This is a genomic window from Thalassotalea profundi (genome assembly GCF_014653195.1).
In the GTDB taxonomy this organism is placed as follows: domain Bacteria; phylum Pseudomonadota; class Gammaproteobacteria; order Enterobacterales; family Alteromonadaceae; genus Thalassotalea_B; species Thalassotalea_B profundi.
This window is the reverse complement of sequence record NZ_BNAH01000009.1, coordinates 60,699-75,534: the sequence shown is the minus strand read 5'-3', so window position 1 is coordinate 75,534 and position 14,836 is coordinate 60,699. Positions and strand designations below refer to the sequence as shown.

Annotated in this window: 13 protein-coding genes; 7 read left to right on the top strand and 6 right to left on the bottom strand. The window is 36.7% G+C overall.

The features are described 5' to 3' along the window. Window positions 1-91 precede the first annotated feature (91 nt). Together IE155_RS11770 and IE155_RS11765 are read right to left on the bottom strand one after the other, a co-directional pair. Complete coding sequence (locus tag IE155_RS11770) at window positions 92-760, bottom strand: DUF2726 domain-containing protein (protein WP_189378453.1); 669 nt, start codon at window positions 758-760, stop codon at window positions 92-94. A gap of 112 nt (window positions 761-872) precedes the next feature. After that, window positions 873-1,502, bottom strand: coding sequence for a dUTP diphosphatase (locus IE155_RS11765; RefSeq protein WP_189378452.1), 630 nt, complete (start codon window positions 1,500-1,502; stop codon window positions 873-875). 174 nt (window positions 1,503-1,676) lie between these two features. Here IE155_RS11765 and IE155_RS11760 point away from each other — a divergent pair, with 174 nt between their 5' ends. Further along, entirely contained in the window at window positions 1,677-2,165 is a 489-nt protein-coding gene (locus IE155_RS11760; RefSeq protein ID WP_189378451.1) for a hypothetical protein, read from the top strand. On the opposite strand, the gene IE155_RS11755 is transcribed toward IE155_RS11760, so the two are convergent. Genes IE155_RS11755 through IE155_RS11745 form a run of 3 tightly spaced genes read right to left on the bottom strand, consistent with a single transcriptional unit; the run spans window position 2,155 to window position 6,817 of the window. After that, window positions 2,155-3,528, bottom strand: a complete 1,374-nt coding sequence (locus IE155_RS11755) for a hypothetical protein (RefSeq protein ID WP_189378450.1) — start codon at window positions 3,526-3,528, stop codon at window positions 2,155-2,157. The two genes, IE155_RS11760 and IE155_RS11755, sit on opposite strands and share 11 nt — an antisense overlap. Before the next feature lie 16 nt (window positions 3,529-3,544). Then, on the bottom strand, window positions 3,545-4,333 hold the full coding sequence (locus IE155_RS11750; RefSeq protein WP_189378449.1) for an outer membrane lipoprotein-sorting protein: 789 nt from the start codon (window positions 4,331-4,333) through the stop codon (window positions 3,545-3,547). Window positions 4,334-4,369: 36 nt separating this feature from the next. After that, window positions 4,370-6,817, bottom strand: coding sequence for an efflux RND transporter permease subunit (locus IE155_RS11745; protein WP_229817259.1), 2,448 nt, complete (start codon window positions 6,815-6,817; stop codon window positions 4,370-4,372). A gap of 204 nt (window positions 6,818-7,021) precedes the next feature. Between IE155_RS11745 and IE155_RS11740 the strand changes: the two genes are divergently transcribed. Continuing rightward, a complete protein-coding gene (locus IE155_RS11740; RefSeq protein WP_189378447.1) occupies window positions 7,022-7,330 on the top strand; it encodes an ArsR/SmtB family transcription factor in 309 nt (102 codons plus the stop codon). 14 nt (window positions 7,331-7,344) lie between these two features. Here the strand turns inward: IE155_RS11740 and IE155_RS11735 are convergent, their stop codons facing one another. Next, complete coding sequence (locus IE155_RS11735) at window positions 7,345-8,382, bottom strand: GlxA family transcriptional regulator (protein WP_229817257.1); 1,038 nt, start codon at window positions 8,380-8,382, stop codon at window positions 7,345-7,347. Window positions 8,383-8,477: 95 nt separating this feature from the next. Between IE155_RS11735 and IE155_RS11730 the strand changes: the two genes are divergently transcribed. The 5 genes from IE155_RS11730 to IE155_RS11710 all read left to right on the top strand — a co-directional run bounded on the left by IE155_RS11730 (window position 8,478) and on the right by IE155_RS11710 (window position 14,774). Then, a complete protein-coding gene (locus tag IE155_RS11730; RefSeq protein WP_189378446.1) occupies window positions 8,478-10,373 on the top strand; it encodes a beta-ketoacyl synthase in 1,896 nt (631 codons plus the stop codon). Window positions 10,374-10,757: 384 nt separating this feature from the next. Continuing rightward, a complete protein-coding gene (locus IE155_RS11725; protein ID WP_189378445.1) occupies window positions 10,758-11,465 on the top strand; it encodes a YIP1 family protein in 708 nt (235 codons plus the stop codon). A gap of 84 nt (window positions 11,466-11,549) precedes the next feature. Further along, on the top strand, window positions 11,550-12,767 hold the full coding sequence (locus IE155_RS11720; protein ID WP_189378444.1) for an efflux RND transporter periplasmic adaptor subunit: 1,218 nt from the start codon (window positions 11,550-11,552) through the stop codon (window positions 12,765-12,767). A gap of 101 nt (window positions 12,768-12,868) precedes the next feature. Further along, window positions 12,869-13,546, top strand: coding sequence for an ABC transporter ATP-binding protein (locus tag IE155_RS11715; RefSeq protein WP_373295370.1), 678 nt, complete (start codon window positions 12,869-12,871; stop codon window positions 13,544-13,546). After that, window positions 13,539-14,774: an ABC transporter permease gene (locus IE155_RS11710; RefSeq protein WP_189378443.1), complete on the top strand. Its 1,236-nt coding sequence runs from the start codon at window positions 13,539-13,541 to the stop codon at window positions 14,772-14,774. The genes IE155_RS11715 and IE155_RS11710 overlap by 8 nt, the downstream gene beginning before the upstream one ends. Window positions 14,775-14,836: the final 62 nt, after the last annotated feature.

Genomic DNA, 14,836 nt, shown 5'->3' with positions numbered 1-14,836 from the left:
AAATCTTGCTCTGTATAAAAGATTATACCAATGCGCATAATAAAATGAGTGTTTTTTATGCGCATTGGTATTAACTGTTCTGTAAATAAATTTAATGGGGGAGAGCTGCCACTCTAGGTGCCGGAATATTGGCAGTATTTTTATTAGCGGCGAGTTCATTTGTTACTGCGGCGGCAGTTAAAACACCTACATCACCATTTGCTTGTTTAGTACGAGGCTTTACCATATTGGCAGGAATAACTCGTCCTTTAAATTTTGGAATTGGCGCTGGAGCTTGCCCAAATAAACGATTATGAATACAGCTTTTTATTTCATCAACACTGTAATTGGGCTTAATTTTTATGCGAATATGTGGGATGCTAGCTGCTTCTAGGGCACCACTAACAAACCAGTCTTTCTTCATTTTATAGCCTTTACCTTGGGTATCGACTAGGTCTATTGTACCAAGCAATTTCATGGTATCGCGATCACAAATTACAAAGTCTAAATATTTGTTATCTGCATTGGCTTTAGCTGTTTGTCCTGCTTTGCTCGATACTCCATTTCTAATAGTGACAATATCAGATAATCTTACGCGGTTTACAATACGATATTGTGGCCCCATAGCCTGTTCTACAAGGTTTTGAAAGTTTTTTTCAGCAGGGGTAAATATGGCGCTTTTACGATCAAATGGAAAAGGGAAGCTGTTATCATTTAACCGACTTGCTAGCAAAGCAACAACAACGACAAGGCTGATCATGGCAAATAGGATTAGTTCCATAGTCATCTCCGACAATTCAAATTATTGACAATATTTTTATTATCATTAAATAAGCATTATTTGTGCCAGAGAGTTAACTATTGGAACTGATTTTTGTTATATCTAAATTATACTAGCTTGGGTACTTATCTTCTAATGCTTGGTAAAGTTGCTGTTGAAAATCAGCGGCGGTAGTGTCAAGTTGGTGGACAACTTCAGCAAGTACCTCGTTGTCTTCTTTACCATGCCAAATTTTAATGTAAGTCCCTTCTTTATAACCATGATCTTGGCGGAAAAAGTTTAAGGTGTTTTTGCCTACATATTGACGAAATAATTCATCTAAATCCATATTAATTAAACGCATACAATCAGCAAAGGCAGTCGCATCAAAGGCTTTATTGGTTACAGCTGCGCCAGCAAGTACTTCTAGTGCTAATTTAAAGTCATTCTCGTTGCTTTGATGGGTTAATTCTTGTGTTAAAGTCTCTGATATTTCATTAACTGAAGCGCCGGTCATTAAGCGTAAACTTAAACCAAAGTGGAAGATATCAACAAGCTCAAGCTGTACTTGAGGCACGTCAATTTCTTGATGTTTCCACCATTTCCATCCATGATGATCTAGCATTTCCGCACATTCAACCCAAATGGCACGATACCATTCATAATTATTTTCACGCCATGTTTCACTCACTCGTGAATTCATTGCGTCTTGTAAACTTAACATTTGCTGTATTTGGTTTGTTGCGGCTGATAATTGACTCATGAGGTTCCTAAATCAAGTTAATGGATTATTTCTTGTCATAGTTTGCCTTTGCTATACAACGGTGACAAGTAATTAATTGAAATGTTTGCATGTGTAAAAAGAAATTTTACGTATTTACACAAATTTACATTAGATCAGGTAAGCTAAAGTTATTACTTACTTGTGTACTTTTTTATGAAAAACTTATTACTCTTACTTATGGTTATTTCTATAAGCGCCTGTACTTCGACTAAAAAACCTAATTTACGTGAATCTCTTCATACAGAAATTAAAAGTGACGGTTCAAAAGTCTTTGAATTTTCGGTATTTGTGATAAATGAGAAACGTAATGATCAAAAAGCAGGTAATAAAAAAGGTGAGCGTCAAGGAAAAGGTAGGGGAGAGCGAGAAGCAAGAGGAGGTCGACAAGAGCGCTCAGATGGAACCTCTAATGACAAGATGCCAAGCAATAAAGCGCTAAACAATTATTTTGAAGAGCGCTTATCTAACTTACCAATTATATCGCTTTTTTGCCGCAAAAGTTACTTTGTATTAGATCGGTTAAATGGTAATGATGAAATAACTCTGAGGGCAGAATGCCATGATACGGCAACAACCGATGATTATGTGCGTTTTAAATCATCGGCCTTGCCAGCTGAAGACAATAGCTTAATTAAAAAGTGAGTTTAGCACGTAACCATAAATTACTATTGGTTTGATGCTGACCAAAAAATGAATATTTTTCTTGTCCAAAAAATAAATTTGCACCTAAAGAAAAACGATATTGGTCACTATAACGGTATGTAATAGATGGTTTTATATAGCCATCATGATCACTAGGCGAATAAAAACTAAAGAATGAATAAATGAGTTTTTGCTGCATTGTCATGTAGGTTAAGCGTAATGTAAGAAGTTGACGATATTCATCTACAAGCAGGTTGGGCGTTGAACTTGATTGGATTAAGTTGTGGTATTGGCGTGTTTTTTCCACATAATATTGCACGCTGGTGGTTAAGTCTTTAACCACCTCGCTTTCGTACCCCAAAAGTATTCTATGTTGACTATTAGCAATAAAAGGATTTGTGCCTGCGTAATCTTCACTACTATTGTATGCGGCATATTCGGCATTAAAAATGCCAGAAACTAAGGGCATCCTTACACTTGCCCCCCATGAATTTAACTTGGGAAAATAGGCTGCCATTTGCCCCGTTGGTGTGATTTTTGAACCTACGGGCGTTGTCCAATAGCCATGATAACCATAAATAGCATATTCAATACCGTTGTTTGACGTTGCTAATCGTGCTGACCATTGAGGGTTATTTGTTTTGTTAACTATAAAGTCACTGGCTGGGGATACTTGTTGCAATGCTTGGGGTGAATAAAATGAAAAACGTTCACCAGTTAAATATTTATCTGAAGTAAACTCTGGTGTCCATGCGAGATCGAACGTTATACCATGAGAGTAGTAGGTGGTTCGAATACTATCCGAAGCAGCTTTTAAATATTCATCGTCGCGACCAGAAAAAAATGATTGCCAGTCTTTAGCAAACAAATCATTTAAAAATAAGTAGTCACCCGTACCCCAAGTTAACACCTGCCGACCTAATTTAACATCGAGATTATTTAACGGACTAAAAGCGATATTGAGTTCACGGGTATCCCACAGGGTTTTATTGAGTACATCATCATATCTAACATCAGCTTTAGCGGCGATGTCAAAACTGTCGTGCTGATAATCGACTTCAAAGCGTGTGGTTAATTCACTTAATGATTGCGTAGCGTCAATAATATTATCTTGGGTAAAAGTCCCATAACCAACTTCGATAAAACCTCTTAGTGCCCAAGGTGATTTTTGTTCTTCTGCCCAGGCATCATCTCCCCAAACGTCATCAGCCCAAGCATCATTTGTTAAGGTGTTTTTAATCTTTTTTTCATTATCTGATGATAAATCACGCTTATTAACTGTTTCTTGAGCAAATGTAGTTTGGCTCGACAATATCAAAATTATTAAGCTAATAAATAAGTGATGTTTAAACCTTATATTCACTATAAATCCTTTAAACTTATCTTAACCATTGTTTAGGTGGTGTTCGTAAACTGCGCTCTGAGAAGATATTGTCTTCAATTCCTAAATTATATTGCACACCTCGAAACTGCATTTCAGTGAAACTATCGTTTGTTAAATCGATAATTTTTGAATGCATTACCGTTGTATAGCCATCAATAACTTGTGTGTCTAATACTTGCATTTGGCGAATTGCTTCATCTTTTTCATTAAAATAAGTGACTTTCATTGGGATAAACGTTTTTGTATCTATTTCTGCTTTGTACCATGAAAACTCTACAGTGGTGAGATCTTTGGGAATTGCTTTGATGGTATAAAGACCATTATCACTACTTATTAAAGTAAAGTTATCTTCTGCTGGGTTGCGTCCAGATACATCTTCATAGAAAAAATGGGCGCCTACAAATGAAGTACGTTTATCTCCAGCGGAGATCCGTTTAACTAAATCAAGAGCGGGTAAATATAACCAACGGTCATCATCACTGTTTACTTTTTTTGTGACCCTAAAAACAGTACCATTAACGTCACTCGGTCGTGAAAAAAACACCAACATTTCTTGGTCGCCCAAGTCGGCTTTATCTTTACGCAAAATTGTGAATTGTCGCATTTGTTTATTGCCTTGGCTGTCAACAATAATCATACGAGCCTGCGTTCGACCATCATCACCGGCGTAATAAGACGCTAAATTTGATTTTTGGATTATTTGATTAACATCAGTTAATGTTTCAGCAAACAGACTGGGACTTGCAAGCAATAAAATACTTAATCCCCAAAATAAATTTTTCATGAATAACTCCTCTATCTTTTAATGCTTATTACCTTGCTAATTAGCTTCTAATTTCTCGCCTGACAGTGTCATCATTAAACTAGGTAATAATACCAAAGTTACTAATGCCGATAATGCCATAATGCTCGCTAAGAAAAAGCCAACAGTGATATATGGCACTAGTGGTGATAATAATAATGGTGTAAAGCCTACGGCAATGACTATTGCATTACGTGATATTGCTCTACTAGGCTCTTGAAACATCGCTGTTAATGCTGTTTTTAAGCTACCTGTTTCTTTTTCTAATTCTCGTGCGCGTTGTAAAAAGTGAATTGCAAAGTCAATAGATAAGCCAAGAGTTAATGCTGACAATACTGCTATTGGCATATCATAAGCTTTACCAACCCAACCAATAAGGCCGTAAATCATGGTAATGGTAAACGTTAACGGTAGCATTGCTAAAATTCCATATTTGAAGGAGCGAAATAGCACTACCATAATTAAAAATACAATGACAAATGAAGACATTAGACTACTGAGCATGCCGTTAACCATAGCATCTTGCCATACAATATTAAGGTAAGACTTACCTGCCCAGTCGATGTCTAAGGCGACAGGAGCTGGATGTTCATCAATATAATTTTTCACCCAATTTACTACTTTTGTTGTATGTTGATTATCACCACTAGTCATTTGTAACCATAACAACGATTGTTGGTAATCTTTAGAAACAAAGTGCCATAAATCATCGGGACGGTGAGATGATTGATACTGTAATAATGTTTGGGCAACACCTTCAGGGCTCGTTGGGATGCTAAAGTCTTTTGCTTCTCCGGAGTGTAACTCTCTATTTACTGTTTTAACTATATCAACTAAGCCATTGGTTTTACCTACAAAATCAGTATTGTTAATTGCTAGTTGTAATTGCGCTAGCCAATTTAGCATATCGGGCTGAATAAAGAGCTTATTTTGGTTATGACTTGTTTCAGCTAACTTGTATAATTCAGCTAATTCTTGTTCAAAGCTTGGATCTGCGCTAAATGTCAGGTCATCAAGAAGTATTAATAACTCTTGACTAAATAATTGCTCTTGATTTTCTTTACTTGCTAAATAGGTCTCAAGCGCTTTAGCTTCTAATCCTTTTGATTTTAATCCCTGAAAGTTGATGAGAAATTCTTTTGTCGCGCTTATATGAGAATTGTCGGTTTCTTTAAACACTAGCCAAATATCATAAGTGCCTGCAAAGTGAGCATTTAATGCCTTATCTGCTACACGTATCTCATGATCGGCTTTAAACCAATTGATGGGGTTATCGTTTATTACTATTTTGCTTACACCAAGTGCACTCAACGCAAATATCGCTATGGCTGCAATTAAAATGAATTTAGTTTTTGTGGAGGCAAATACTCCAATTTTCTCTAAGCTTGACGATAAACGGCCTTTTTGCTCCATGCGAGCTATAGCGAGTTGTAATTTATTTAGGTTCTTGTCACTCAAGCGTGATAAATAAACAGGTAAGAAAACCACGGTTAATATAAATGCTAATAAAATACCGGAACCGATAAATGCGCCGAATATTTTGACTGGCGGGATTGGAGTGAGAAGCAGTGAATAAAAACCTACAGCAGAAGTAATAGAGGTAAATAGCATTGGTGTATACAAATGCTTCATTACTTTCTTAACGACTTCTTTTGCGTTTGCACCAGGCTTATATTTTTCAGCAAATTCTGAAAGAATGTGAACCGAATCTACAACAGCAATAGGCATTAAAAAAATAGCAATCATCGAAGACATAATATGAACGGTAAAACCCATACCAATTAAGGTGCCCATGATAATAATGACCGTAGCCATAGCAACTATCATAGGTGCTAAAATAAGTGCAAAATTACGGAAAAAATACCAAAGTAAAATAAAAATAGCTAAACCTGCTAAGGGGGCTGCGACTCCCATTTGTACAAACATTTCATAACCAAATTGATCTTCGGCAATGGGTAAGCCGGTTATATGAAAGTCTAAATCTATTGTTAATTCATTCGTATATGATCTGATAAGTTCTGCAACGGTGTAACTTAATTCTTTTTTAGTAAGTGGCACATATATCGCTATCGCTTTTCCATCACCTGATACTAAGGTGTTATCAAGCATTGGCAAACGCTTAATGGCGAGTTGTAAAGCACTACTTGCTGCTTGTGTTTGCGGCGCTTGCTTCATTAAGTATTCAAAACGAATGCCGCCACTTACTTCTTGTGTAATATTGTCTACTTCAGAAAGAGATAAGACATCTTTACTGATCACGCCGTCAATATTTGTGATTTGATCTGAAAGTGTTTTTAATGCGGCTAAATTGTCGGGGGTGAAAATAGATTTTTTACTTATGGCACCGACAACAATCATGTCGTGCATGTTAAAATCTTGTTTGGTTTGATTATGGAACAATCGAGCGGCATTATCGCTACTGAGCATGTTTTCTGGATCAGTATCAATAGTTAAATTTGGCATCATGACTAAACTTGCTAAAGTTAATAGCAGCACAAAAGAGTAAATTACTTTTGGCTGATTTAGCGCAAAATTTAAGATTTTTGTATAATTCAAACTAAACCTCATTAAAAATTATATATTAGGTTTTACTAATGTACTTTTATATTAGCACTATCTAATGTAATATGAAATAGAATTTATCAAATCGTGTATAAAACCGAGAATGAAATGACAAAAGCAACTGATATAGATATAGCTGAAATTCGAAAACATGCGACTAAAGCGGCAGAATTATTAAAAGCAATGAGTAATGCCAATCGACTATTAATTTTATGTCATTTAGGCCAGCAAGAAATGTCAGTCAGTGAAATTAACGCTCAGATAGATTTAAGTCAGTCAAGTTTGTCACAGCATCTAGCGCGTTTGCGTGCTGATGGTTTAGTTGAAACGCGACGTGAATCACAAACGATTTATTATCGTATTGGCAATCCATCGATTTTAGTGCTAATCGAGTGTTTACAAAAAGAATTTTGCTAGTAATTTGTTTTACTTCAATCAGATGAGAATAGTTTCTTTCTAACAGTTGCGCGATATTCTCTAGGTGTTAAATCAAGCTCTTGCTTAAAGAGTCGCGTGAGTTGTCCTTGATCTTGGTAACCTACCTGATATGAAATTTCTTGAATTGATAAATTACTTGAAGACAACAATTCTTTTGCCATTTCAATCTTTTGCCGTTGCCAAAATTTAACGGCATTAATACCATTAGCGGCTTTAAACCTGCGTGTTAATGTTCGCTGGCTAATACCAAACTGTTGAGCAAGTTGATTCATTGTAAGATTAGCATTGAGATTAGTACGCATCCAAAATTGAATTTGGCTGATAAGTTCATCTGGATGACGATCCACGGCTCCTTCTAAATAGCGTTGCTGTTCATAGGGTTTTCTTATCTCGTGTGAGAAATTACGTTCAACGTGCTGAGCGGCATTTCTTCCATAAATTTCAAAAATTATATGGACTACAATATCAGCTAATGCATTTAAACTTGCTGCACAGTAAATACGATCTGATTGAGTAATAAAAAAGTCTGGCTTTAGTTCAACTCTAGGGTAATCACGTCTGAATTGGTCTACATAATGCCAATGTGTAGTGGCAGAGTGGCGATCTAGAACCCCTGATTCTGCCATAAAACAGACACCAGTTCCGCCGCCTATCAATGTAGAGCCTTTTTGCCAAATATTATTAAGCCAAGCGATTAACTTTGGATTTTTACTTAATGCTGGACGAGGGTTACGCCATAAGCTAGGAATAAATGCATAGTCTGGCAAAGTTGCGTGCTCAACATCAACATCAGGTATAAGTTTAATCAAAGAACGAGTTGATACTGCCTTATTACTCTCAGCAACCATTTGAATATTGAGTTTAGGTGCAGATCTATCTTCTTGAAAAGCGATTGCTTCACCTGCTCTTAACATCTCCACGGGTAAACTGACACTCGTGGCTAACATGTGATCATACAAAATTAATGATATTGTGATTAGTTTGCGTTTTGAATTCATCATGCTTAACCAAGTAACTTGTTTTTTGGCCATAATGGCATATTTTTTGGCTTATTATAATAATTATTATTTGTACTTTCAGCTTAAACTAGCGTTATTAGATGATAAAAAAATAAGAGATATAAAGAATGACTGCGTTACCTGTTATTGTTGGTATGGGAGGCATTAATGCTGCTGGCCGTACATCGTTTCACCAAGGCTTTCGCCGTATTGTGATCGATAAGCTTAATGCTGAAGCACGAGAAGAAACTTTTGTGGGTTTAGCGACCTTGATGAATATTCTGCGTTGTGAAAATGGCCAATTACTTGATCAACAAGATAATGCTTATGCACGTAATGAAGTTGAAGCTAAATTTGGTGAGCAAATATTAGCAGGTACACTCATTCGTAAAATTGAAAAAGAGCACTTTGATCCAGACGCTACCCCATGGCAACAAAAACTCACTATTCAATCAACAGAGCACGCTATTTGCTTTGAAACGGCATTACGTGATTTACCTACTCCTCTACCTAGAACTTGGAAAGTAACAGAACTAGGTGATAAAAGAGTACGTGTTGAAATTCAAGGAGAATTATCCCTTAAGCAAGACTCTGTACGCGATAATCCAATTAAAGCGGCAGGGCAATTTCCTACAGGTTTTGATCCCGCAAGCCTTTATAACTCTCGTTATCAGCCACGTGGCTTACAAGCGACTATTTTTGGGGCCGCTGATGCAATTCATTCAACTGGTTTTAGCTGGCAAGAGATTGCGGCAAAAGTGAGCCCAGACGAAATAGGCACCTATTCCGCTTCAGTATTTGGACAGACACAGGCTGAAGGACTTGGTGGTATGATGCAAAACCGTCAAAAAGGTGAGCGTGTTTCCACTAAAAATTTGGCATTGGGGCTTAATACCATGTCAACTGATTTTATTAATGCTTATGTCACTGGCAGTGTGGGTACTACTTTCACTTCAACAGGCGCTTGTGCAACTTTTTTATATAATTTAAAAGCAGCAGTTAATGACATTCAAGCTGGACGTATTCGATTAGCGATTGTTGGAAGTAACGATTGTGCAATTACGCCAGAAGTTATCGAAGGTTTTGGTAATATGAGTGCGCTTGCGAACGAAGAAGGTCTTAAAAAACTAGATAATACCGATAGTGTCGATCATCGTCGCACCAGTCGACCTTTTGGCAATAACTGTGGCTTTACTATTGGTGAAGCCGCGCAGTTTTTAGTGATTATGGATGACAGCTTAACATTAGAGTTAGGCGCTGATGTATTAGGCTCTGTTGCTGATGTATTTACTAATGCAGATGGTATTAAAAAGTCTATTACGGCTCCAGGTCCTGGTAACTATATTACTATGGCTAAGTCAGTCGCTTTAGCAAAAAATATATTGGGTGAAGAAGCTGTCCAACAGCGTAGTTTTATTCTTGCACATGGTTCAAGTACACCACAGAATAGAGTAACAGAGTCGTTAATTTACGATCGGATTGCGCGTAGTTTCGATATTACGAGTTGGCCTATTGCAGCACCTAAAGCTTATGTTGGGCACACCATTGGCCCTGCCAGTGGTGATCAAGTTGCTTGGGCGTTAGGGATTTTTGCCCATAATATTATGCCGGGTATTAATACTATTGATAAAGTGGCAGATGATGTTTATGCAGAGCGTTTAAATATTGCGACAGATCATTGGCAATGCCAAGATATGGATGTTGCTTTTATAAATTCAAAAGGTTTTGGCGGCAATAACGCTACGGCGACTATTTTTTCCGATAAAGTTACACTGAATATGATGGAAAAGCGTTATGGCAAAGCGGCGATGAATGCTTATTTTGATAAACATGAGCAGGTCAAAATTGCACAGCAGCAATATCAAGAGAAAGCAGACTTAGGAAATTTTGAATTAATTTATCGGTTCGGAGATGGCTTAGTTGAAGATTCGGCGATTGACATTACTACTGATCAAATTAACCTGCCAACATTTGCACAAGCCATTAAATTACCTAATCACAATCCTTTTGAAGATATGGTTTAAATTTATTTATATTCCTACTTCATAGGAAAAATCATTTTATAACAGTATGTTGTAATGGTTTTAAATTTATTAAAGCTACATTGGTCATAATGTAGCTTTTTTATTATTAATAAATGTTAATTTTTTTATAAAAAATTGTAATAAATGTTATTTTTCTTAGACTACTTATCGGAAATAAAAGCATTTATTAAGATAAAACTTTGACATAATATGTCATTGTGGTTATTTTATTTAAGTGTTTAAAACGCTATCGACTCATTGAAGTCTAATTTTTTACAAGAGAGTTTAGCGAATTGAAATAAAAACAGTACAAATTTTAACTAGACAAAAACCAATAATGGCTACTGTTATATATGGAAATTAATTAAAAGAGGTTCTATAAAAATGTCTGCAAATCCAATTCAAGCATGTTTAGATATGTTAATGGCGCCAACAAGTGCGTTTTCTACAGTTAAAGATAAAAAAGGTTGGGCGTGGTTACCTTTCTTTTTAGTAATAGGTATGACCTCTGTCGTATTTGTTCATTATTTTAGCATTGTTGATATTGATTGGTTTCAAGATCAATCCTTAGAGCAAGCGGCTTCAATGACAGGAATGTCGTTTGAAGAATTAAAAGCGGCTTCGTCAGAGCCAGATGCGACCAGCGCAATGATACAAACAATAGTTTCAGTAGCCATTACACTCGTAGTTGTTAATTTATTAAGTGCCTTATATTACTTACTGGCGACAAAGGTTACAGCAAAAAATGAATATGGCTTTAAAGATTGGTATGCATTTACCTGGTGGACAAGTATGCCAATGGTTATTAGTTCATTAGCGTCTATCTTGGTGCTTTTATTTGCTGCTGATAGCAATATATCAATGAATGATCTACAACCAACAAGTTTAAATAGTTTGATTTTCTCTCTTGATCAATCTAGTGCATGGTTTAACTTTCTAGAAGGTATAAATTTATTCACATTTTGGGTGATCACATTAGCGTGTATTGGCTTAAAAACTTGGCTGAATATAGCAACTAAAAAAGCGGTAATATTAGCGGTTATCCCAACAGTCATTATCTATGGTTTATGGGCGCTTTATATCGTCCTGTAAGTTCAACTTTAGTCAAGCTCAATGGTTGCCTGATGCTATTTGTAAAGCATTAGGCAGTTCATTCAAAAACATCTGGTTACTCTAATGAAAAAAGCACTAATTATAATTGCGGTTGTTTCTGCGCTTGTAGCTCTAGCCTATTTTAAAAAAGCGGGCAAAGAACAAGCCGTAGAGGTTAAAGTTGAACAAGTTCAAGCAGAAAATATTAAACGCTCAATTCTAGCTTCGGGCACGCTTGTTTATAAAGAACAGGTTCAGTTACGATCAGAAGTGATTGGTCAAGTAAAAGAAATGTTAATTGAAGAAGGTGATGAAGTCGTTAAAGGGCAAATTTTAATGCGTCTTGAGCCAAGAACCTTTAAAGCTGATGTTGAACAACAAGAAGCTTATGTTCGTCTGCAAACCATAGCCATCGAACGTCAACAAAAGCAGCTTGAAAATTTAGCCTCTCAATGGGAAAGAAAACATGAGCTTTATAAATTAGCAATCATTGGGCAGGATGCTTATGAACTCATTGATAATGAATTTGCTTTAGCAAAAATAGATTTACGCTCACGTGAAGAATCTCTTTTACAAGCTCAAGCCTCGTTAGACAAAGCACAAGAGCGCTTAGATAAAACGGTATTTAGATCACCAATTGATGGTATTGCAACTTCGGTTGATATTAAAAAAGGTGAAACAGCGATCAGTGGTACAACTAATATTTCAGGTTCAAACTTAATTACTTTAGCGGATCCTTCTTCTATCCTTATTGAAGTTCAAGTAGATGAAGCCGATATAGCTAACATTGAGGTAGGGCAAGAAGCTGATATTTTTGCTGTTGCCTTTCCAGACGAAGCCTTGAAAGGTACTGTGCAAAATATAGCAACATCTGCAAAACGAGCAGCAGGACGCCAAGGCTTAAGCTTTACAGTTAAAATACTGTTGGATGATTCCGCTCAAGTTGCTGTTCGCCCTGGTATGAGTTGTCGCGCAGAAATATTTACGCAAACTAAAGATAAAACATTAGCAGTACCGAGTGAGTCTATTGTCTTTTTAAAACCGGAAGACTCTGATAAACAAACGGAAGATGATGATTCTGAAGATAATGATAAACGTCATGTTGAAGAACAAAGCTTTGTTTATATAGTTGAAGGCGAAAAAGCTAAAAAAGTAGAAATTGAATTAGGCATTTCAAATGATCGCTATCAAGAAATTTTATCAGGTATAAAAGAAGGGGATAAAGTCATAACAGGCCCCGCAAGAACATTGAGTAAATTAAAAGACGGTAGCTTAGTTAAAGTAGCTAAAAAAGAGGCTTAATGATGAATGAGTCTCAAGTGACTGTACCGGATATAGCTCAAAGCTCACCGGATAAGAAAAACACTATTATCGCATTAAAGAAAATAGCTAAACGTTATGTGATGGGGGGAGAAGCATTTTATGCATTAAACCAACTTGATTTAGATATTTTTCAAAATGATTACTTAGCGATCATTGGCCCGTCAGGGTCTGGCAAGTCAACGCTGATGAATTTACTTGGTTGTCTAGATTATCCTACGTCAGGCGAATACATATTAAAAGGCAAAGATGTTGCTCACATGGACGAGTCAGAGCTTGCCGGTATTCGCAACTTAGAAATTGGATTTATATTTCAGAGTTTTAACTTATTACCTCGTTCAACAGCATTACAAAATGTAATGCAACCACTTATTTATCGAGGTATTCCTTTAAAAGAACGAAAAATTAAAGCACAGGAAGCGTTAACGCGTGTAGGCTTGAAGGATCGTATGAACCATGTACCTAATCAATTATCTGGCGGGCAACGTCAGCGTGTTGCAATTGCTCGTGCGTTAGTGACTAACCCTGCCATATTATTAGCTGATGAACCGACGGGAAATTTAGACTCTTCAACCACGACTGAAATTATGGCGTTATTTGATGAGCTTCATCGAGATGGTCAAACTTTGATTGTGGTTACACATGAGCAAGAAATTGCTGATCGTTGCCATCGTGTGATTCGACTAAAAGATGGAGAGCTTGTTTCAGATACCTTGAATAAAACCTCGAAAGATGGAAAAAGGGAGGCGGCTTATGTCTAATTTTTTCTTTAAGCTAATGGAAAGCACCCGAGCAGCTGCACATTCAGTAAAAGCTCATGGTTTTAGAAGTTTTTTAACGACACTGGGTATCATCATTGGTGTGACATCTGTTATTGCTGTAGTGTCTGTTATGCAAGGCTTAAGTGGTAGTATAACCAAACAGTTTGATGGCATGGGCACTAATGTGTTGAATGTAAATTCATTCACCCCTAAAAAAGAGCGGTTACAAGGCAAAATAGCGAAACTCAATTATAATGACTTTCTCGAAATAAAGCACAAAGTGCCAGGGATAAGTAACATTACACCAACAGTAATGGCAATGGGGGCAAATTCAGTTGCACAATATAAAGGTGAGTCGACAACAACCCAAGTAACAGGTACAGGCTCTTCGTACCAAATGTTATATGGTGTTTACCCTGAACAAGGTCGATTTTTTAACATTAGCGATGATAAAAGTCGTCGACGTGTTGCAGTTCTAGGCCCTTCAATTTTAGATAAGTTAGAAATAAAAGGTGATCCTTTAGGGCAATACCTAATGATAGGTGGTGAATGGTTTAAGATAATTGGTGTGTTAGAAAAGCGCGGTAAGATATTTGGTTTTGACCAAGATAATTATATTTTATTACCGTATTCAACCACGCAAGCGTTACTGGGTGGTGCTGAAGAGCCTGATATTATGATCTCTATGCAAGTTGATGATGCCAATAAAATCGATGGTGTTAAGCAACATATTACTAATATCCTTAGGCGTAATCATAATCTAGCAAAAGAGCAAAATAACGATTTTAAAATAAGTACTGCGGAGCAAATGTTAGAGACTGTTAACAACCTAACCTCAAGTACCACTATGGTATTAAGTGGCGTAGTTGGTATTTCGCTACTTGTTGGTGGTATTGGTATTATGAATATTATGTTGGTATCAGTAACTGAGCGTACGCGCGAAATAGGTATTCAAAAAGCTTTAGGTGCGACGCGTTTTGATATTTTAATGCAGTTTCTTATTGAGGCTATTTTTCTTTGTTTGCTTGGTGGAATTATTGGCTTAGCGTTAGGTTACGGCGCGGGGGCTTTGGTGAGTAATTTAATTGAATTACCTGCTGCGACAGTACCGGGCTGGGCAGTAGCACTTTCGTTAGGTTTTAGCGCTGGCGTTGGCGTGATATTTGGAATAATACCCGCAGCCAAAGCAGCAAACTTAGACCCTATTGACGCATTACGTTATGAATAATGAAAAATAACTTTTGCAATTAGCAGATAACAAAAAGCTCTAGAATGATAGTTCTAGAGCTT

Excerpts from the sequence above, each read along its gene's own strand:
- IE155_RS11770 (WP_189378453.1), bottom strand. The coding sequence starts at position 760 with ATGGAACTAATCCTATTTGCCATGATCAGCCTTGTCGTTGTTGTTGCT.
- IE155_RS11765 (WP_189378452.1), bottom strand. The coding sequence starts at position 1,502 with ATGAGTCAATTATCAGCCGCAACAAACCAAATACAGCAAATGTTAAGT.
- IE155_RS11760 (WP_189378451.1), top strand. The coding sequence starts at position 1,677 with ATGAAAAACTTATTACTCTTACTTATGGTTATTTCTATAAGCGCCTGT.
- IE155_RS11750 (WP_189378449.1), bottom strand. The coding sequence starts at position 4,333 with ATGAAAAATTTATTTTGGGGATTAAGTATTTTATTGCTTGCAAGTCCC.
- IE155_RS11745 (WP_229817259.1), bottom strand. The coding sequence starts at position 6,817 with ATGATGCCAAATTTAACTATTGATACTGATCCAGAAAACATGCTCAGT.
- IE155_RS11740 (WP_189378447.1), top strand. The coding sequence starts at position 7,022 with ATGACAAAAGCAACTGATATAGATATAGCTGAAATTCGAAAACATGCG.
- IE155_RS11735 (WP_229817257.1), bottom strand. The coding sequence starts at position 8,382 with ATGGCCAAAAAACAAGTTACTTGGTTAAGCATGATGAATTCAAAACGC.
- IE155_RS11730 (WP_189378446.1), top strand. The coding sequence starts at position 8,478 with ATGACTGCGTTACCTGTTATTGTTGGTATGGGAGGCATTAATGCTGCT.
- IE155_RS11725 (WP_189378445.1), top strand. The coding sequence starts at position 10,758 with ATGTCTGCAAATCCAATTCAAGCATGTTTAGATATGTTAATGGCGCCA.
- IE155_RS11720 (WP_189378444.1), top strand. The coding sequence starts at position 11,550 with ATGAAAAAAGCACTAATTATAATTGCGGTTGTTTCTGCGCTTGTAGCT.
- IE155_RS11715 (WP_373295370.1), top strand. The coding sequence starts at position 12,869 with ATGGGGGGAGAAGCATTTTATGCATTAAACCAACTTGATTTAGATATT.
- IE155_RS11710 (WP_189378443.1), top strand. The coding sequence starts at position 13,539 with ATGTCTAATTTTTTCTTTAAGCTAATGGAAAGCACCCGAGCAGCTGCA.